The sequence below is a fragment of the Desulfococcus sp. genome (assembly GCF_050178255.1).
GTDB lineage: Bacteria > Desulfobacterota > Desulfobacteria > Desulfobacterales > Desulfococcaceae > Desulfococcus > Desulfococcus multivorans.
Genome location: NZ_JBFXGG010000054.1, coordinates 1 through 20,008, shown reverse-complemented (window position 1 = coordinate 20,008; position 20,008 = coordinate 1). Strand labels below are relative to the sequence as shown.

The 20,008-nt window shown below is 57.1% G+C and carries 16 protein-coding genes; 13 read left to right on the top strand and 3 right to left on the bottom strand.

Annotated features, from left to right (window positions below; all coding sequences use genetic code 11):
* The 7 genes from AB7S84_RS11090 to amaB all read left to right on the top strand — a co-directional run.
* On the top strand, window positions 1–424 hold a 424-nt coding region (locus AB7S84_RS11090), incomplete at its 5' end, for a response regulator (protein ID WP_428154481.1).
* A 213-nt stretch (window positions 425–637) separates the two neighbouring features.
* Window positions 638–889: a hypothetical protein gene (locus tag AB7S84_RS11085; RefSeq protein WP_020875991.1), complete on the top strand. Its 252-nt coding sequence runs from the start codon at window positions 638–640 to the stop codon at window positions 887–889.
* Between the two features lie 308 nt (window positions 890–1,197).
* Window positions 1,198–2,556, top strand: a complete 1,359-nt coding sequence (locus tag AB7S84_RS11080) for a mechanosensitive ion channel family protein (RefSeq protein WP_020878068.1) — start codon at window positions 1,198–1,200, stop codon at window positions 2,554–2,556.
* Window positions 2,557–2,882: 326 nt separating this feature from the next.
* On the top strand, window positions 2,883–4,004 hold the full coding sequence (locus AB7S84_RS11075) for a transketolase C-terminal domain-containing protein (RefSeq protein WP_020878067.1): 1,122 nt from the start codon (window positions 2,883–2,885) through the stop codon (window positions 4,002–4,004).
* A complete protein-coding gene (locus AB7S84_RS11070) occupies window positions 3,997–5,310 on the top strand; it encodes a thiamine pyrophosphate-dependent enzyme (RefSeq protein ID WP_428154478.1) in 1,314 nt (437 codons plus the stop codon). The genes AB7S84_RS11075 and AB7S84_RS11070 overlap by 8 nt, the downstream gene beginning before the upstream one ends.
* 17 nt (window positions 5,311–5,327) lie before the next feature.
* Complete coding sequence (locus AB7S84_RS11065) at window positions 5,328–6,608, top strand: NAD(P)/FAD-dependent oxidoreductase (RefSeq protein ID WP_020878065.1); 1,281 nt, start codon at window positions 5,328–5,330, stop codon at window positions 6,606–6,608.
* A gap of 69 nt (window positions 6,609–6,677) precedes the next feature.
* Window positions 6,678–8,219: an L-piperidine-6-carboxylate dehydrogenase gene (gene amaB, locus AB7S84_RS11060; protein ID WP_020878064.1), complete on the top strand. Its 1,542-nt coding sequence runs from the start codon at window positions 6,678–6,680 to the stop codon at window positions 8,217–8,219.
* Between the two features lie 11 nt (window positions 8,220–8,230).
* Here the strand turns inward: amaB and ftcD are convergent, their stop codons facing one another.
* Together ftcD and AB7S84_RS11050 are read right to left on the bottom strand one after the other, a co-directional pair.
* The gene (ftcD, locus tag AB7S84_RS11055; RefSeq protein WP_020878063.1) at window positions 8,231–9,856 is read right to left on the bottom strand and encodes a glutamate formimidoyltransferase; all 1,626 of its coding nucleotides are present in this window, start codon (window positions 9,854–9,856) and stop codon (window positions 8,231–8,233) included.
* Window positions 9,857–10,072: 216 nt separating this feature from the next.
* Window positions 10,073–10,567, bottom strand: coding sequence for a prolyl-tRNA synthetase associated domain-containing protein (locus tag AB7S84_RS11050; RefSeq protein ID WP_070962271.1), 495 nt, complete (start codon window positions 10,565–10,567; stop codon window positions 10,073–10,075).
* Window positions 10,568–10,830: 263 nt separating this feature from the next.
* On the opposite strand from AB7S84_RS11050, the gene AB7S84_RS11045 reads away from it, so the two are divergent.
* Both AB7S84_RS11045 and AB7S84_RS11040 read left to right on the top strand, forming a co-directional pair.
* Window positions 10,831–12,021: a glycine C-acetyltransferase gene (locus AB7S84_RS11045; RefSeq protein WP_428154473.1), complete on the top strand. Its 1,191-nt coding sequence runs from the start codon at window positions 10,831–10,833 to the stop codon at window positions 12,019–12,021.
* A gap of 160 nt (window positions 12,022–12,181) precedes the next feature.
* Window positions 12,182–12,514, top strand: coding sequence for a carboxymuconolactone decarboxylase family protein (locus tag AB7S84_RS11040; protein ID WP_020878060.1), 333 nt, complete (start codon window positions 12,182–12,184; stop codon window positions 12,512–12,514).
* A 160-nt stretch (window positions 12,515–12,674) separates the two neighbouring features.
* Here the strand turns inward: AB7S84_RS11040 and AB7S84_RS11035 are convergent, their stop codons facing one another.
* On the bottom strand, window positions 12,675–13,307 hold the full coding sequence (locus tag AB7S84_RS11035; RefSeq protein ID WP_040415987.1) for a hypothetical protein: 633 nt from the start codon (window positions 13,305–13,307) through the stop codon (window positions 12,675–12,677).
* A 608-nt stretch (window positions 13,308–13,915) separates the two neighbouring features.
* On the opposite strand from AB7S84_RS11035, the gene AB7S84_RS11030 reads away from it, so the two are divergent.
* The 4 genes from AB7S84_RS11030 (at window position 13,916) to AB7S84_RS11015 (ending at window position 19,803) form a co-directional block, all read left to right on the top strand.
* Window positions 13,916–14,953, top strand: a complete 1,038-nt coding sequence (locus tag AB7S84_RS11030; RefSeq protein WP_020878058.1) for an XdhC family aldehyde oxidoreductase maturation factor — start codon at window positions 13,916–13,918, stop codon at window positions 14,951–14,953.
* On the top strand, window positions 14,950–16,158 hold the full coding sequence (locus AB7S84_RS11025) for a DVU_1551 family NTP transferase (RefSeq protein ID WP_020878057.1): 1,209 nt from the start codon (window positions 14,950–14,952) through the stop codon (window positions 16,156–16,158). Before AB7S84_RS11030 ends, AB7S84_RS11025 begins: the two co-directional genes overlap by 4 nt.
* A 10-nt stretch (window positions 16,159–16,168) precedes the next feature.
* The gene (pruA, locus tag AB7S84_RS11020) at window positions 16,169–17,803 is read left to right on the top strand and encodes an L-glutamate gamma-semialdehyde dehydrogenase (RefSeq protein WP_428154468.1); all 1,635 of its coding nucleotides are present in this window, start codon (window positions 16,169–16,171) and stop codon (window positions 17,801–17,803) included.
* A gap of 737 nt (window positions 17,804–18,540) precedes the next feature.
* On the top strand, window positions 18,541–19,803 hold the full coding sequence (locus tag AB7S84_RS11015) for a KamA family radical SAM protein (protein ID WP_428154466.1): 1,263 nt from the start codon (window positions 18,541–18,543) through the stop codon (window positions 19,801–19,803).
* The last annotated feature ends 205 nt before the right edge of the window (window positions 19,804–20,008 follow it).

Here is a 20,008-nt window from a genome sequence, read left to right as displayed (position 1 = left end):
AGTATATACCATAGTCTTACAGAAAGGTCACTTTATGTCGGAACGCCATTCCATATTGCTCGTCGACGGGAATTCCTTTTTGAGGTCCTCCGTCAGGCGGATGATTCGGAAGGCGTTTCCGGAAGTGGTCGTGGCGGAGACGGATCGACTCACCCCGGCGCTCCAGATCGTCGACGCCTCCCGTCTGCTTCTGGTGATCACCGGCATTCATCTCAAGGAAGGCAGTGGGCTGGATCTGACTGAATCGATCAGGGTTCGGTATCCCGACGCCGCTATTATGATCTTCACCAATGAAGACGATCCGGAGTATATGGCTGAAGCGTTTCAAAGAGGTGCAAACTTTTTTGTTTCCAAAGCGCTGCCGAACCGAAGCACCATCCTCAACGTCATCAGAGACCGTTTGTCGGGGGACAGGTCGAGGTGAGAGGATGAAACCTCGATCCGCACTATTGAAATTCATTCAGATATGCAATAATAAGATATGTAATCCAACTTTCGGTATTCATGGCCCGTACCCTCCGACATCTCTCTCCGGTCACCGTCATGGAAGTCGACAGTTGAGATGTAAATTGAACACGAGGCGAATAGAGTTGAGGAATGATTTCCAGGTTTAACTTCAGCATGAAGAGGTGAAAAAATGCGGAAAAAAGTAATTGCCCTGATCATTGCAGCAGCGTTCGGTATCATGGTCGCCGTAACAGGTTGTGAATCCAAAGGGCCGGCAGAGAAGGCCGGGGAAGAAATCGATCAATCGGCGGAATCCATAAAAGAGGCTGTTGAAGAAGCCGGAGATGAGATTACGGGAGAAGGACCTGCGGAAAAGGCCGGGGAAAAGATTGATGAGACCGTCAATGATCTTCAGGAAGCGGCGGAGCCACAAAACGAGTAGACGCGGCAACATCCTTCACTCTGAACACGGAGAATTTGACGATTCAACTTTCGGTATTCAAGGGCTGGGGACGATCAGCGCCCTGCATGGTTTCGTTCAAGTGCCGCTGAAGCTTGATCCGATTGGTCCGGAAACGCGCTTGCGCTCAAACGGTCCGGACCCCTGGTCTTCCGCTGGGCTTAAGCGGCACTAAAACTCACCGCTGAAGGGGCTTGGCCGTATCCTTCCGGCACCGGCCGACACTTTCGGTTGTATGCCTGTCGATTCCAAGTGTTTTTAATCTTTTATAGAGAAAGACGGATTTTATCATGGCGCGGACGATGGTTATGGTGTTAGCGCTGTTCCTTGCCGCGGCCGGCGGTCTTCAGGCGGATGAACTGAAAAATTTGCTGACCGGAACGGCGGCGGAGACGCAGGCGCCGGCGGAAAAGGTCATCACGACCAGAAGTTCCACCCAGAATGACCGCAATATCCGTCAGCGTCTCGATCAGATCTTTTCGGAGCTGGATGCGTTGCGGGATATCGAGATCTCCGTCAGTAACGGAGTGGTGACGCTCAAGGGCGAAGTGGATTCCGTCGCTTCCGAAACCAAGGCGCTGCAATTCACCCGTCAGGTGGAAGGTGTGGTCGAGGTCGTAAATGAATTGACGGTAAACCGAGACCTCTCGGATCGTCTATCCTTTACGTGGCAAAAAATAGTGAACATGGCCAGGAGCCTGGCTGCGCAATTGCCCCTGTTCGTTCTCGCGCTGCTGCTCCTTGTCATGTTCTGGATGCTGGGCGGATGGATCCGAGAGCGTGAAAGCCTGTTTCTCCGGGTCAGCCCCAACCCTTTTATCGCCGGACTGTTGGGACAGATCGCCCATTTGGTCTTTATTCTTGCGGGTGTGATCGTGGCGTTGGTGCTGGTGGATGCCGCTCCGGTAATCGGCACGATACTCGGTGCCGCCGGAATTGTCGGTCTTGCGGTGGGGTTTGCCGTGCGGGACACGGTAGAGAACTACATCGCCAGTATCCTGCTGAGTCTCAGGAACCCTTTTGAGGTCAATGACCTGGTGGATATCGACGGGCATGAGGGCAACGTGGCCAGGATTACCTCTCGTGCCACGATCCTGATATCCCTGGACGGCAACCACATTCGGATTCCCAATGCATTGGTTTTCAAGGCGGTGATCACCAATTTTACCCGCAACCCCGAAAGGCGTTTCCATTTCAAGGCGGGCATCGATACGGCAGAGGATTTGCTGGCGGCACAGGCCCTCGCTCTTGAGACGCTGAAGGCTACCCCGGGCGTGCTTACGGATCCCAGGCCGCTGGCCGTTATCGAGGCTTTGGGGGATTCGAATGTGTTGCTGGGTATATATGCCTGGGTGGATCAGCGTCGTTTCAGTTTCCCCAAGGTTCGGAGCGAGGCCATCCGAAGAATCAAGGAGGCGTTTGACGATGCCGGTATTGTCATGCCCGAACCGATTTACAAACTGCGGCTGATCGAGAAGGATTCCCATAAATCCGTTCCCGTGAAAAAATCGGTTGATGCCAATGCCGGGGATGTCAAGGATGTCAAGGATGTCAGCGCAGAACACGCACTGGAGCGCAAGGTATTGGAAGACCAGGCCCAGGGCGATGGAGAAAACCTGCTGACGAAAAACGCACGACAGGAATTATAGAAAGCGCTCCATCACTCAATGCCTCCGATGGTGATGCCGCTCAGGCATTGGCCGGTGTTGCGAGGCTGTTCGGCCGCCTCTGTACCCTTCAGCCGCTTCTCTATCGAATTCCAATGAGATAATCCTCAAAAAATTGATGCATTCGCAAAAAGTCGTTCTATCCATATGTGGACACAACATATACCGCTTGTATTTTTGTACAACAGCAATATAATGTGGTTAGGAGCATAATTTCTGAGTTTTTACGGGACCCTGAAGGTCGACATCTGAATTTTCATTGGCGGGGTGTCTTTATAAAACCATCAACCTCTGAACGGAGTGGAGATATGGGTCTGACGCTGATGGAGGGCAATGAGGCGATTGCCTGGGGCGCCCTGGCCGCCGGGTGCCGGTTTTTTGCCGGGTATCCCATCACGCCGGCTACGACCATTTACAACACCATGCTCAGGCTGCTGCCGCCCAATGGGGGGATCTGCCTCCAGGGAGAGGATGAAATCGCTTCCATAGGCTTCTGTCTTGGGGCGTCCATGGCCGGCTTGAAGGCTATGACGGCGACCTCTGGACCGGGAATGAGCCTTTACAGCGAACAGATCTCCTTTGCCCTCGGGAGTGAGATTCCCATTGTCATTGTCGACGTCCAACGCCTGGGGCCCTCCACCGGTTCTGCAACCAAAGGCGCCGACGGCGACATTCAGTTCCTGCAATGGGGCAACTCCGGGGGGCTTCCGGTGATCGTCCTGGCCCCTGTAGACGTAAAGGACTGTTATGTATTGACCATGCAGGCCTTCAATCTGGCCGAACGTTTTCGCTGCCCGGTCTTTCTGGCCGCCAACAAAGAGGTCTCCATGATCCGGGAGACCCTTGATCTGGAACGCCTGCGGCTGCCGGAAGTGCTGGAGCGCCGAATGGCCGACGGCAGGGAGCCCTTCTTGCCCTTTGCTGCAAGGGAAGGCCGGTACGTACCGGATTTCCTGCCTATCGGCGGCCAGACCCTGGTTCGTCAGACGTCCTCGACCCATGGTCCGGACGGCTACATCACCACCGACCCGAACCAGATCGCGCTGATGCAGGCGCGGCGCTTCGCCAAGATCAGTACGGCCGCTTCGAAAATCACCTGCTACGACGAATATCCTGTTGCCAACCCTGATACCCTGGTGATTGCCTACGGGGTAACGGCCAGGGCTGCACGGGCTGCCGTCAAACGGGTCGAGGAAAGCGGCGGGAAGGCCGGGCTTTTGGTTTTGAAGACCCTCTGGCCGGTTCCCGAAGCGCTGATTCGGGAAAAGGCCGCCCCTTGCCGGCGGGTGATCGTCCCCGAGATGAATCTCGGCCAGTACGTTCGAGAGATCGAACGCATCCTGCCGGGTAAAACCATCGACTTTATAGGCCAGATGAACGGAGAGCTTATCACGCCGGGTCGGATCCAGGAGGTGATTCAGCATGGATAGCCTTTTAAACACGGACCGCCCGCCGGTCTTCTGTCCCGGGTGCGCCCACGAACGGGTACTCCACGCGTTGGACCAGGCCCTGATCGGTATGGGCCTCACCGGCCGGCAAGTCGTTATCGTCACAGATATCGGCTGTTCGGGTCTTTTTGATACCTTTTTCAATACCCACGCCTTTCACGGCCTTCATGGACGGGCGCTCACTTACGCCACCGGCATAAAGATGGCGCGGCCGGAACTCACGGTTATCGTCACCATGGGAGACGGCGGTTTGGGGATCGGGGGCGCACATGTTCTCAGCACTTGTCGGCGTAATATCGATCTGACCTTGTTGGTGCTCAATAATTTCAACTATGGGATGACAGGCGGTCAGTGTTCGAGTACCACCCCTCGGGACGCCGAGGTCGGCTCCGGCTTCCTGAACCGTCTGGAGAAACCGATGGATATCTGCCAGGTCGCCGGCACCGCCGGAGCGGCCATGGTGTCCCGCGTTTCGACATACGATGAAGGATTGGTCAGGCATCTCCAGGAGGCGATCGCCTACGACGGATTTTCCCTGGTGGATATCTGGGGAATATGTCCCGGGCGATACGCCCGACAGAACAGGCTTACCCCCAGGCGTATCGCCGATAGCATTGCCGAACTGCCTGACCTTTCAAGCTTCAAAACATTGAACGACCGGATGGAATATGGCCGCGCGTATCGGCAGGAAGCTGTTTTGCAGGATGCACCGCCGGATCCGGTGCGCATTGAACCCGTTTTCAAGGCGCCGTGGAAGGGTCGGCGGGAGGTGGTTGTGCTGGGCGGCGCCGGTCAGCGTATCGTCACCGCAGGTGAACTGCTGTGTCTGGCCGGAGCTGCGGCAGGGTGTTACGCCACCCAGAAGAACGACTATCCCGTTACCGTGATGCGGGGGCATTCGGTGAGCGAAGTCATTCTGTCGGAGACCGAGATCGAGTATGCCGGTATCGAAAACCCGGCGGTGGTCATCGCTTTGGCAGCCGAGGGCGTCGGTCGACGCAAGGGGATGTTTGGTCGATTGTCGCCGGAATCAATGGTTATTCGTGCCCTCGGCGTGGCGTTGCCCCCTTGCGGCGCAACGGTTGTCGACATCGACTTCAAATCGAAACAAATCAAATCACCGGATTGGGCGCTGGCCTCGCTGGCCGTTCTGGCCCGTGAAAATCGGATCCTGACCATGGCGATGCTGAAAAAGACGCTGGAACTGCGTTACAGTGAGGGGGTCCTCGAAGCGGCGTTGACGGTGGTTGAGAAGACAAATATTTCAAGACATTTTAACATATCCTGACGACGGAGGTGATGCACATGAAGGATAAAACGTTGAGTCACGGGCTGTGGGCGGCCACGGCGCCGCCGGCCCCGGTGCTGGGCCCTTTCGAGGGAGACCAGCATGCCGATGTGGCGGTGATCGGAGGCGGGTATACGGGATTGTCCGCAGCCCTGCATCTCGCGGAGGCGGGGGTGGATACGATTCTCCTGGAGGGAAGGGAGATCGGCTACGGCGGTGCCGGCCGCAATGTCGGCCTGGTCAACGCCGGCCTATGGCTGATGCCGGATGACGTCCTTCGCATGTTGGGGGAGGAGATGGGCGAGCGCCTCATCAATGTGCTGGGCGCATCCCCGGAACTGGTTTTCGGACTGATTGAACAGCACCGCATCCCATGCGAGGCCGTACACAAGGGCACCCTTCACTGTGCACATTCTCCGGGCGGGTTTCGTGCCCTCCAACAGCGGGAATCCCAGTGGAAACGCCGCGGCGCCCCGGTGACGCTGCTTGATCGGGAGGCGGCGGCGCCGAAGATCGGCAGCAACCGCTTTTACGGGGCGCTCCTGGATGAGCGCGCGGGGACGGTTCAACCCCTGGCCTATGTTTACGGGCTTGCGGAGGCCGCATGTCGCGCGGGAGCACGTCTCCATGTCCAATCATCGGTGACCGGATTGACGCGCGACCCCAAAGGATGGCGTCTTTCGACCCCTAACGGGTTCGTTCAGGCCCGCACCGTGATCCTGGCTGTTCAGGGGTATCCGGAATTTGCTTTTAAAGCGCGTGAAAAGGAACTCATCCCTTTCAACTATTTTCAGTTCGCGACGGCGCCCCTGCCCCAGGACGTTCGAAACACCATATTGCCGGGCGGAGAAGGCGCGTGGGATACCCACCTGATTCTTTCCTCGTTCCGTCTGGATCAATCGGGACGGCTCCTTTTGGGCAGCGTCGGACAGGTGGAAAACGGCGGGTATGCACTCCATGAGAACTGGGCGAGGCGAACCATCGCGAAGCTTTTTCCCCAGGTTGGGTCCGTGCCCCTGGAGTATGCCTGGAACGGCCGCATTGCCATGACGGTCGATCACATTCCCCGGTTTCATCTGTTGGATGAAAATCTGATTTCGGTCACCAGCTACAACGGTCGCGGCATTGGTCCGGGAACGGTTTTCGGCAAACTTCTGGCGGAGTGGGCTCTGGGTGCACCCCTCGACGCAATTCCGCTGCCGATCACCAGCCCCAAAGCCGTATCGGGACGAGCCTTGAGAGGACTGTTTTATGAAGCCGGCGCTCGTTTGTATCACCTGATTCAGCGCCGGATATGACCCGAAAGCCGCTGCCGGCTCTGGAGCAGAGGCAGGAAAGGCGGCGGCCTGCTTTCAGGAGAAGATACCATGAAGCTATCCGACGTATTAGAAGCCCTTAAAATCGAACCGAAAAATATGGGGTCCAGCACCGGTACCCTCTGGGGTCGGACAACGGATCAGGGAGAAATCATCAGCATTTCCCCGATTACCGGGGATCCCATCGGCTCTGTGTTCAGGGCGTCTCAGAATGATTACGAGTGGATTATGGATGCCGTCGGCGTTGCGTTTCCGATATGGCGGCAGGTGCCGGCCCCCCGTCGGGGTGATATTGTCCGCCAGATCGGCCTGAAACTCAGAGAGCACAAAGTGCTTTTGGGCCGCCTGGTAACCTTTGAAATGGGCAAATCACTTCAGGAGGGGCTGGGAGAGGTCCAGGAAATGATTGACATCGCGGACTTCGCCGTGGGGCTGTCGCGGCAGCTTTATGGATTCACCATGCCCTCGGAGCGGCCCGATCATCGGATGTATGATCAGTACCATCCTCTTGGCGCGGTCGGGGTCATCACCACGTTCAACTTCCCGGTAGCGGTGTGGTCCTGGAATGCGCTGATCGCAGCCGTCTGCGGCGATGTCGTGATTTGGAAGCCCGCTTCCAAAGTACCGCTCACGGCAATTGCCGTGCAGAAGATCATGGCGGATGTAATCCGGAAAAACGATTTGCCGGAAGGTGTTTTCAACCTTGTCATCGGCAGCGGCGCCGTTATCGGGGAGCGGATGCTGGAAGATTCCCGAATTCCCCTGATTTCGCTGACGGGCTCCACGGACGTGGGAAAGCATGCCGCTGCAAAGGTGGCCGGTCGCCTGGGAAAAACAATCATGGAACTGGGCGGTAACAACGGTGTCATTCTTACCGAGAACGCCAACCTGGAAATGGCCGTCCCCGCTATTGTCTTCGGCGCTGTCGGCACTGCCGGGCAGCGCTGTACCTCCATACGGCGACTGATCGTTCACGACGCGATCTATGATCGTGTCGTGCAGGCCCTCAAAAAGGCTTATGGCGCATTGAAGATCGGAGATCCCACAGATGAGACCAACCAGGTGGGACCCCTCATCGATCGGGGTGCCGTGAAGGATTTTGCATCGGCGCTGGATCGGATTCGGGAACAGGGCGGAAAAATACTTTTCGGAGGCCGGATTTTGACCGGACCGGGCTACGAGAGCGGATGCTACGTTACTCCCGCACTGGTGGCCGTAACCCATGATTGTCCCATTGTCCAGGAAGAGACCTTTGCGCCCATTTTGTATCTGATCCGGTATGTCGGCAGCGTGGACAATGCCATTGTGCTTCACAATGCCGTTCCCCAGGGACTCTCATCGGCCATATTTACCCGGAACCTTTCCGAGGCGGAGATTTTTTTGTCGGCCCGAGGTTCGGATTGCGGGATCGCCAACGTGAACATCGGCACCTCGGGCGCCGAGATCGGTGGGGCATTCGGCGGGGAAAAGGAGACGGGAGGCGGCCGGGAATCAGGCTCCGACGCGTGGAAAGCCTACATGCGGCGGCAGACCAATACCATCAATTATGGTAACGAACTCCCTCTGGCCCAGGGCATCAAGTTCGAAATATAGCAAGATGTGCTTCAGCTTGTCCGCTTCGTTTCGAGAATGTCCAGTACTTCCTGCATCTTTTTGCGAGCGCGATCGGCTATGGCGTCTGCAAGCTTCAGCGTCTCGGCCTTGAAGGCATCGTCCGTGATCCCTTCGAGGTTGATGACTACGTTCTGATATGCGCCCCAGATTCCGGTTTCCAGGGCTCTTGCACCGACCTGTATATCGGATCGGGATGCCGGGTTGCCGTGTCGGGCCGTATCGCATAACGCTTCCCATGCGCTGTCGGCTATGGTCATGGTTTGGAGCGGGACATTGACGGCCGTTTTTAGGCCTTGCTGCATCCTTTCGGTGCGAGCGGCCTTTTCCGCCGGTGTGCCCGACGGCATTCGGACGCCTTCCATGTAATCGTTAAAAGCGTTGGTGTCGGCATCGATCATGGCAATGAGCGATCGGGTCGTCTCGTGCAGAGGTGGAATGGCCGCTCGCATCTGTGCATCGACGCTTTCGAATTTGCGAACGCCGTAGGTGAGTTTGGCCACCATGGCCCCTAAACCGGCTCCCAAAGCGGCAAGGACGGCAGACACCGAACCGCCGCCCGGCGTGGACGAACGGGCGGCCACTTCCTCGATAAACCCCCTCAGGCTCAGGTCGGCCAGAGGTTCGTCCGGTGGTTCGGCCACAATGTATTCGATAATCTTTTTGTCGGGCTCGAATGGTGCAACGCTGTTGAGGCCTAATCGTTCAACCGCCAGCCGGATCTTCTGATCCTCCTCGTAGATGAAGAGATTTTCCTTTTCGATATAATAGTCCGCCGCCATGAGAATGGACTCCAGGGGAACGAGCCCCACAATCTCGGAGCCGGCCACCCCCACTTTCAGTTCGGCGGCCTCCTTCCCGACCTCTTCGAAGAGCCGGTGGATGGGGGTCACCCGGTAATTGGTCAGGTTCACCGTCACTTGAGCCAGATTATACTCGTCCACGAACCAGCCCATGCCCTTGACCTCCTTGAGGCGGCCGGGCTGGTCGTTGCCTCGGCCGGTCTCCCTTAGATTGAGAGCGATGCGGTGGGCTTGATTGGCCGTGCCGAGGATGTTGACGTTGTAGGCGATGAGGAACATGCGCGCCCCGGTGGCGGTGGCGCCCCATTGCGGCACGAATTCGGCAGGGCCGAAATCCGGCTGCCAGCGCGGATCCTTCAGGCGTTCGGCCAGTCCTTCGTATTCTCCATGACGAATATCCGGGAGTTTGCGGCGATAATCCTGAAGAGCGGCCTCTTCATACAGAAAGAAAGGGACCTTGAGCGCCTCCGCGGCACGCTGGGCGAAGGTTCGGGCAATGTCGACACAATCCGCCATGCTTACACCTCGGACGGGTATAAACGGGCAGACATCCATGGCCCCAAAGCGGGGGTGTTCACCCTTGTGAGTTCTCATATCGATGCGAGCTCTCGCCACCCGTGCGGCGGCCAGTGCCCCCTCGAGAATGCTGTCGGGGTCGCCGACAAAGGTGTAGACGGTGCGGTTGGTGGATGCCCCGGGATCGACGTCCAGCAGGGTGCAGCCCGAAGTCCGTCGTATGGCTTCGGCGATGGCATCGATGGTTTCCCGATTTCGGCCTTCTGAAAAATTAGGTACACATTCGACGATTTTCTTCATGGGTCATTTCCTCCGGAAAAAGATCTTGCCGAACATCTCAATATTTCATATGATTTGAGAAAATGCCAGAGATTATTTAAATGCAATCCCATTAAGTTATTCCATCGAACGGACAAAACGCCTATGTAGCGTGAAAACGGTTTTTTTACTGGCTGAAAGCCCAGCTGTGAAGGATTGGTGCAGAAACCCGAAGTTCTCGATGCTCCGAGGGGGCCATCAGGGGTGTTCAGGTACATTGACGAGAAGGGGCGTGTGGCCGGTGACGTCGAACAACTTTTCAAGCCCTTGCCTGGACAGTACCAGCGTGCTGGTGTTCACCAATGGATGGCATTGGAATGCGTCGGCTTCCCAGAGGCGCTTGTCGATAATCAGTTCGACCTGATGAGCCGCATCGTTGACGACGGCCAGCATCGAAACAGCACCCGGTTCGAGATCCAGATGCCGTTTTAGACGATCAGCGGAAGCGAAACTGACGCGGGTGCTATCGATAACCGTGTGGAGACGCTTCAGATCGACTGTTGTATCGCCGTTGACGACGACCAGGAAATGACGCTTGCCCTTGTTGTCCCGAAGAAAGAGATTTTTGGTTTTTGCGCCGGGGAGGGCCGGGACCAGACGGTCGGCCTCTTCGATGGTGTAAACCGGAGGATGATCGGTACGTTCGTAGGGGATAACGTGGTGTTCCAGAATTTCATAGATATTTGTCATCATTACCTTTCTGTTTTTCAAGCATGGTGAATCTTCATGCCGGGTTCATCGCAGGACGGGATCGTTATAGATCAAGATCCGTTCAGTGTAAAGCCGGTTGCATTGTCAAAGAACAGCTTTTCTCTTTACAGTATGAAGGATTTTTAACAATATCAATTTATTCTGTTTTATTGTATTTTCCCGAGAGCTGTGTGGTCCGGCCGGATGACGCTTCGTTCAGGGCTTGAGGGGCGAAGCCTTACGAAAAAACAGGAGGGATAAATATCATGGACGCAGCTTTTCTCGCGTATCTCGATCGGGAGACCCGCGCTCTGAAATCCGAGGGGCTCTTCAAAGAAGAACGGATTGTTACATCACCACAACAGGCTGATATAACAGTACAAAAAAACATTAAGGTGATCAATTTCTGTGCCAACAACTATCTGGGGCTGGCCAATCATCCGACGGTCATTGCGGCGGCCGAGAGGGGGCTTCGGAAATACGGCTTCGGTATGGCCTCGGTCCGCTTCATCTGCGGAACCCACGAGATCCACAAAACCCTCGAAGCCGGAATCAGTGATTTTCTCAAGACCGAGGACACCATTCTTTACACTTCATGCTTCGACGCCAATGGAGGCCTCTTCGAAGCCTTGCTGGGGCCTGAAGACGCCGTCATCAGCGACGCACTCAATCATGCCAGCATCATCGACGGAATTCGTCTATGCAAAGCCCGGCGATTCCGGTACGGGAACAATGACATGAACGACCTGGAGGCCCGACTCAAGGCTGCGCAGGGCGCCCGGTTCAAGCTGATTGCCACCGACGGCGTCTTTTCGATGGACGGCGTCATCGCCAACCTTGTCGACATCTGTGACCTGGCGGATCGATACAACGCCATGGTCATGGTGGACGACTCCCATGCAGTGGGATTTATGGGAAAGAACGGCGGCGGAACACCGGAATACTGCGGTGTCCAGGATCGCATCGACATCAATACAGGGACGCTGGGCAAAGCCCTGGGAGGGGCCTCGGGCGGTTACACCAGCGGCCGGAAGGAGATCATCGCCTGGTTGCGCCAGCGCTCCCGACCGTATCTCTTCTCGAACACACTGGCACCCCCCATCGCCGCGGCGTCCCTCCAGGTATTGGCATTGTTGAAAGAGGGAAAACATCTCAGGGATAAACTCATGGAGAATACCGCCTATTTCAGATCTGGAATGACGGCGCTCGGCTTCGAACTCATCCCGGGGAACCACCCCATCATTCCCGTCATGCTGGGGGATGCCGTCCTGGCCGGGAAAATGGCCGCCCGGCTGCTGGAAGAAGGCATCTACGTGGTGGGCTTTTCCTATCCGGTGGTGCCCAAGGGCCGGGCCCGTATCCGGACCCAGATGTCGGCGGCCCACGAACGGAAGCATCTGGATCGCGCCATCACTGCATTTGAAAAAGTCGGAAAGGCGCTTGACGTTATCCCGTGAGGCCGGCCTCTTTGATCAGGTCGATGGGGAGCGTATTTTCCCGGCCTGTAAGGTGCAGATAGCGTCAAAGCCGGTTGCCGATCAGAATGCGAAGGGACGACGTGAGCTTTTCAGTGACGTCTTTTGTTTGCTCAACCGTGAGAAAAAAAGGAGGAATTCAATGGCGAATCAAAAAGAAAAAATGGGAGCCTACAAAAAAATATCTCAAAAGTATCCGGATGTGACGGCCTCTCTCAATTCACTGGGTGAGACTATCCGCAACAGCGGGCCTATCGACGGGAAGACCTCGCAGTTGATTCAGCTCGCCGCTGCAGCCGCCGGTCAGTCGGAAGGTTCGGTGCATTCCCATACACGACGCGCACTGGAAGAAGGCGCAACCCGGGCGGAAATCGAGCATGCGCTGTTGCTGTTGATCTCCGTTATGGGGTTTCCCAAAACAGCTGCCGCCATGTCCTGGGCCACGGATATACTCGATGGGGAGGCTGTGGAATAAGACCGCCTCACCGGCCAATGAAGGCGCCGGGTCGGCGATGTCGATTCAGCGCCTGCACAGGTCTTGGATCACCTGTTCCTGGAAAGCAAACGGCGTGTCCGGGAGCAAAACCGCTGTCACGCCTTATCGCTTCGCCCATATCACAGATGACAGGCACCGATCAGCCGACGAAACGGCTTCGATAGCCGCTGTCCAACAACAATACACCGATATCATTCCACATTTCATCGAAAAGCCGCCGATCAAACCGGCATAGGGTCCTGTGAATGAAGCCCCTCTCCGAGGGGCGGGCACTCTTCAGTTTCTGATGGAATTCTTCCGCGGACCCAACCTTCCAGGCTGAGAGAAACCCCATGGTATCGGCGATCTGTTTCATTCGCTGATCTACAGTGGCAATGTATTTATCGGAGATCGCGCCGAAAGCGCTCATCATGTCGCAAAGCTTTGGGAGAAGAGGCTTTTGACGAATCTCCAGTTGGGAATTATGGATGAGCCAATGGATCATGGATGAATGATGTCGGCGGAGATGTTTGAACTGCGCGGTCAGTTTTTCATGGCGCTTTTTCAATATCGGCTCGGTATTGCCTCGGAGATAGACCATCACTTGTGGCGGATTGACCATCAGGTCGCCGGCTGTCGTGATCTCGCCGTTGTCGGCATAATTCCCGGCGCAGATCAGGGCCAATTCAGTGAGACGAGTCAGCGTCAACCCTTTGATATTACGGGAAAGTTGAGGAACTGCCTGAAACTCTTTCACCAGATTTTCAAGATATGTTTCGTTGAGTTGAGACAATCCCGCTTCTCTTTGGAGCTTTCTATTGAAGTCGATCAATGGATATGGTGGATGTTGTTTTCCGGAATGTATATATGTCGCTGTAATATCTTCTTCGGACTGCATCGAATATCGTGTGCCGAGGTTTTGCTGTAGCATGTCTTTCCATTATATATAGGGTTAAAAGTTATTTTTTGTTATTATAAAAACAAATAAATGAATAATCGTGTTTATGTGGATACTAAATTACAAATAAAGTGTCAAAAAGTATATGCTGATTTCCAGTTCAGGGTATGTTGCATCTCCTTCCCTCGCTGAAAAATCTGGGTGTTGAAAGGCGTCCTGTTGATCACGGATCATGGACCTGCGGTCTTACGGCAGGCCGTTGAGGCCGTCCGGTCTTGCCCGGTTTAAAGCCGTTATGGTATGAGTCAAATGATGCTGGACGGCGGCCGGCGCCGTATCGAAAAAATATGGACTCAACTTTCGACTTTCATAGGCCGTATCCTCCCGGCACCTCTATCTGCTCACCATCATGAAATTCGAAAGTTGAAATATGGGTATGACCGGGTCTTCAGCTTTCGGTCTATATCCCTTGATGTGAACGATTCCGTGGAGATCACCCCTTTATGATACAAGATATTCACCGCCTGCTGAATTCGGGCGAATCTTTTGTTTTGGCAACCATTATCGGTCGGACCGGTTCTACGCCCCGAACCGCCGGCGCCCGAATGATCATCCGGAGGGATGGCGGCATCCTCGGTACCATCGGCGGCGGCCCTGTAGAGGGCGCTGTGATGGCGGCGGCCCCCGATGTCCTTTCATCCGGCCGGTTCGAGATCCTTTCCTTCGATCTGGACCGTTCGGGCGCCGCGGGCGAGATGGACATGATCTGCGGCGGCTGTCTGGACATCCTCCTTGAACGGCTTTCGCCGACACCGGAGATCAACCGTCTGTTTCACGTGTTGGACGAGGCCCGACGTCAGGGCCGCAGGTACCTCCTGGCAGCCGGTATTCCGGATGTGAACGATGCCGGGAAAATCCTGCGGGCCGCGATCTTCATGGACGGCGACATTGTTGCGAACGACGGCTTTCCCCGCGCCGTTTTGCCGGCGCTCCTGGAAAAAACCCGAAAGGCGCGGGCACCGGTGATGGTCGTCCACCATGAACGGCGGTATCTCACCGAGCCGGCACTTATGCCGCACACCGCCTATCTTTTCGGTGCGGGCCACGTCTCCCAGGCGGTCTCCCGACTGACCCGCATGGTGGGTTTCCGCACCGTGGTGCTTGACGACCGGGCTGAATTCGCGAACAGCGAACGCTTCCCTCTGGCCGACGATGTCCGGGTGATCGAAAGCTTTCACCTTGCGTTTTCAGACCTCCCCGTCGACCCGGACAGCTACTTGGTGATTCTCACCCGGGGCCATCACCATGACCGGACCGTGCTGCAGCAGGCCCTCGGCACGGACGCCGGGTACATCGGCATGATCGGCAGCCGGAGAAAACGCGACGCCATCTATGCAGCCCTCCGGGACGCGGGGCACACCGACGCGGATTTCGCGCGGGTTCACTGCCCCATCGGTGTCGGCATACAGGCCGAGACGCCCGAAGAGATCGCCGTCAGCATCGTGGCGGAGTTGATCGCGGCCCGGGCAGCCCGGAAATGACCGCTCCCGGGCCGGCCGCCGTCATTCTGGCCGCGGGGAAGTCGACACGCATGGGACGGGACAAACCCCTGCTCCCCCTGGCGGACCGCACCGTCGTCGAACGGGTCATCGGCCTGTTCCAGACGGCCGGGATCGCCGACATCCGAGTCGTCGTCGGCCATCATCGGGAGCGTCTCGTCCCGGTCGTTCGAAAGGCGGGCGCCTGGGCGGTGTTCAATCCCGATTTTCAAGACGGCATGTTCACATCCGTTCTCGCGGGGCTCGCCACCCTCGATCCCGTCTGTCCGGGTGTTATGGTGCTCCCGGTGGACGTGCCTTTGATCCGGCCCTCCACGATCCTCAGGCTCGTGGACACCTGGCAATCCACGACCCAAAACGGCGGAGTGCAGGGAGACGCCGGGCGGACGATCCTTCATCCGACCTTTCAGGGACGGCGAGGCCATCCCCCCCTCATCGGCGGTCGCCACATCGCCGACATCCTGAAATGGCACGGCAACGGCGGCCTTCGGACATATCTGGCGATGTGGCCGGCGGCCCGGGAGATTCCCGTAGCCGACCGATTCATCCTGATGGACATGGATACCCCCGAAGATTATGAGGGCATTGCGCGGAACTGCCTTGGGTACGATGTTCCCTCGGCCGAGGAGTGCCGGGCCCTCATGGTGGATGTTCTGGCGGTGGCGCCCCCGGTCTGGGCCCACTGCCGGGCCGTGGCTGATGTGGCCGTGACCCTTGGGCATGCCCTGAACCAGGCGGAAGGAGCCGGCCCTGCCGGTGGTCTGCTGTCGCTGGATTTGATTCGTGCTGCCGCTCTGGTTCACGATCTGGCCCGGGAACAGCCGGACCATGCCCATGCAGGTGCGGCATGTCTCCGCGCCATGGGGTTTCCCGCCGTGGCCGACATCGTGGCCGTTCACATGGCGCTTCCTCCGGGACGGGAGGATACGCCGGGGGAAGCGGAGGTGGTTTTCCTCGCGGACAAACTGGTGGCCGAAGACATCCGGGTGACGCTGGAGGAGCGGTTTCAGCGTCGGATGGCCCGGTTTGCTGATCGACCGGCGTCATCGGCGAGTGCAGCCCGAAGATTTGGTCAGGCGTCGGCAGTCCGGGAAGCGATTGAAAAGCGGACGGGGCTGCCCGTCGAGTCCATTCTGGGGGAGAGGCGTTTTAGGCGCTCCCACTCTGACTATTTATGCCTGTTTTGAAAGGAGGCGAATGATGTCCAACGGTGTATACCGAATCATGAAACCCTGCAACGAGGCAGTGCCGGGTTATCTGCCGGGGAGCGACGAAAAGCGCGGCCTCAAGGTCAGGCTGGCCGAACTGAAGCAGTCTCCCATGGAGATTCCTCTGATCATCGGCGGAAAAGAGGTGAGGAGCGGAAAGACGGGGAAATGTATCATCCCGCACAATCACGCCCATGTCCTGGCCACCTATCACATGGCCGGTGAAGCCGAGACCCGAATGGCTGTCCAGGCCGCTCTTGACGCCGGAAAGGCGTGGGCCGAGACCCCATGGGATCACCGCCTGGCCGTGTTTCTCAGGGCTGCGGAAATGATCGGGGGGCCGTGGCGTCACACCCTTAACGCCGCGACGATGCTGGGCCAGAGCAAAACGGTCTACGAGGCCGACGCCGACGCGGCCTGCGAACTGATGGATTTTTTCCGGTACAACAGTTACTTTTTTCGACAGATCATAGAAGAGCAGCCCGAATGTCTTCAGGGCATTCTGAATCGAATGGAATACCGGCCTCTTGAGGGATTCGTCTTTGCCGTGACGCCTTTCAATTTCACGGCCATCGGCGGTAACCTGCCCGGCACGCCGGCCATGGCGGGTAACACCGTCGTGTGGAAACCGGCTTCCACCGCCGTTTATTCCAATTATCACGTGATGAAACTGTTGCAGGCGGCGGGACTGCCCGACGGCGTGATCAATTTCATTCCCGGCCCGGGAAGTGCCGTGGGACCCCTGGTCATGAGCCATTCAATGCTGGCCGGCATCCACTTTACCGGCTCCACCGCCGTATTCCAGGGGATGTGGCGCACCGTTGCTCAAAACCTGGCGCATTACAACGGTTATCCCCGCATCGTGGGCGAAACCGGGGGCAAGAATTTCGTTTTTGCGCACCCGTCCGCAGACATTGAAACCCTGGTCCCCGCTCTCATCGGAGGGGCCTTTTCCTATCAGGGACAGAAGTGTTCGGCCACCTCGAGGGTCTATATTCCCAAAAGCATCTGGCCTGCGGTGAAAACCCGGCTCACGGCCGGCATTGACGGCATCAAGACCGGGGACGTAGAGGACTTCACCCATTACATGGGTGCCGTGATCGATCGGAATGCCTTCGACAACATCAGCGGCTACATTCGATTCGCCCGTGAGGCGGACGACGCAGAGATTATCGCCGGCGGTGAGTGTGACGACAGCATCGGCTTTTTTATCACGCCCACGGTGATCGTCACCACCGATCCAAAATTCAAGACCATGCAGGAGGAAATCTTCGGTCCCGTGATGACCGTCTTTGTCTATCCGGACGATGATATCGAGAAAGCCCTTACGCTCTGTGCGACCACGTCGAAATATGCGCTGACCGGCGCCCTGTTCGCCCGGGACCGCGCCGCCGTTGTCGAGATGGAAAGGCGGCTCTGCTACAGTGCCGGCAATCTCTACATCAACGACAAGACCACCGGCGCCTTCGTGGGACTCCAGCCCTTCGGCGGTGCGCGGGCGTCCGGCACCAACGACAAGGCCGGCAGCCGGCACAACGTCATGCGCTGGCTCTCCCCGCGCACCATCAAGGAGAACTTCAGTCCGGCAACGGATTACCGCTATGGGTTGATGCGGGAAAGCTGAGTCCGGGGCACTATGATTCCCTGAAACGGGCTGTTCAGGTCATGGATGCCGGATGAGCGCGTTTCGTCAGGAGATGCCTTCCTGACGGGTGTTCCGTCACAATATGGCGGGACACCTTGAATCCATGGAAGAAATGCAAAATATACGCCAGGGTTGACAAAAATAGAAATATCATATAATTTGTTTTTCAGGTATTCCGGTTCTGATATGGCTGACGCGATTGTATCGGTTTCCTTTTTTGCGAACGGCGGTTTCGACAGGCCTTCAGATTCCGGATAACGATCTTCATAACATACCGTTTACGCGTGTCGGAAGGTGGTGTTCCTCCGGGTCGCCGGACAGTCGGCGACAAACCGCTCAGCCTCTGTTTTTCCACATGTTTCAGGACTGCGGCAGGAAATATTCCCATTCTGCTGTCGGTTTAATTCTTCCCATATCGTTATAAGTCACGTACAGCGCCTGCCGGGCAAGGGATTTCACTGGCTCCATGCTTTCCGGACATCTTTTTTGAAGGTCATTTTTCGCTGAACTCATCATCTCTTAGCTGCCAGGCGTTGATTCAAGATGGTGTCGCCTGAAAGGAGTCTGCTATCCAGAATATATCAACCGCTAAATACAAATCGTACACGCTGCGCAACCTCGATGATATCCGGCCCCTGGAAAACCTGTCCGGGGATCGGGTGCGCAGGATCAGGGCCGTTGGCCGGGTTCTGCCCTTTCGTGTCAATAATTATGTCGTGAACGAACTTATCGATTGGGACAACGTTCCCGAGGATCCTATATTTCAGCTGACCTTCCCGCAACCGAACATGCTGCCGGAGGCGAATCTCTCCAGGCTGCTGGACATGGACCACGCCGGGAAAAGCATCGCCGCGGTTGACCGCGAGGTGCGCAGGATTCAGAGAGAGATGAATCCCCACCCGGCCAGGCAGATGGAACTCAATGTGCCGGTGATGGATGGCCGCCGTCTGGAAGGGCTTCAGCATAAATACAAGGAGACGGTCCTCGTATTTCCCCGCCAGGGGCAGACTTGTCACGCCTTCTGCACATACTGCTTCCGCTGGGCGCAGTTCTGCGGGATCGAAAAACTGCACTTTGCCTGCAATGATCCGCTGGTCCTGCCGCGTTACCTGAAGGCCCATCCGGAGGTGACGGATGTCCTCTTTACCGGCGGGGATCCCATGGTAATGCGGGCCAAAGTGCTGCGCCCGTATATCAACGCGTTGCGTGGCCTCGGGACGGACCACCCCCTGACGATCCGTTTCGGCACCAAGGCGCTGGCCTACTGGCCTTACCGCTTTTTGACCGACCGGGACGCCGGCGAGCTGATGGAACTGTTCGAAGACATCGCGGCTCTTGGGCACCAGCCGGCCGTCATGGCCCATTTCAGCCACGACCGTGAACTCGAGACCCCGGCCGTGGAGCAGGCCATGAGACGTCTCCAGTCCGCCGGGGCCGTCATCCGCTGTCAGGGGCCTTTAGTCCGCCACGTCAATGACGACGCCGGGACGTGGGCGCGCATGTGGCGCCGCCAGGTCCGGCTGGGGGCCATACCCTACTACATGTTTATCGCACGGAATACCGGCCCAAAGGCCTATTTCAGGGTCCCCCTGGCGCAGGCATACCGGATCTTCAGCGAAGCCTACGGGCAGGTTTCCGGCCTGTGCCGCACGGTCCGCGGTCCGTCCATGTCGGCCACGCCGGGGAAGATTGCCGTCCAGGGGATCGCCGAACTCCTCTCGGAGAAGGTGTTTGTGCTTAAATTCATCCAGGCCCGCGACCCGTCTTGGGTCAACCGCGTCTTTTTCGCGCGATACGCCCCCGATGCCGCGTGGTTCGACGAACTCGAGCCGGCGTTGGGAGATAAAAAATTCTTTTTCGAATCCGGTCTGGATCGCATCACCGCGGAGAAGGCGATGGATCTCGTGCCGCCGCCCGGGGCGCTTTCCGGGATGAATGACAGAACCGGTTCCGGGACGCCGCTGCGGTGGGTCCATTAATACTGCTTTGCGGGTCCTCAACACCAGAGTGGGGCCCGATTGAGAAAGGGGGAAAGCGATGCGTCACAAATTTACGATTCTTCAGGATACGGACAAGGATACCTTCATCATCAGGGAGTATGCCGTGGTCGAAAAACATCTCAAAAAGATGCTGACCTTGATGCCGAGCGAAGATGATTTTTCGCTCATGGCCGAGGAGACCTAT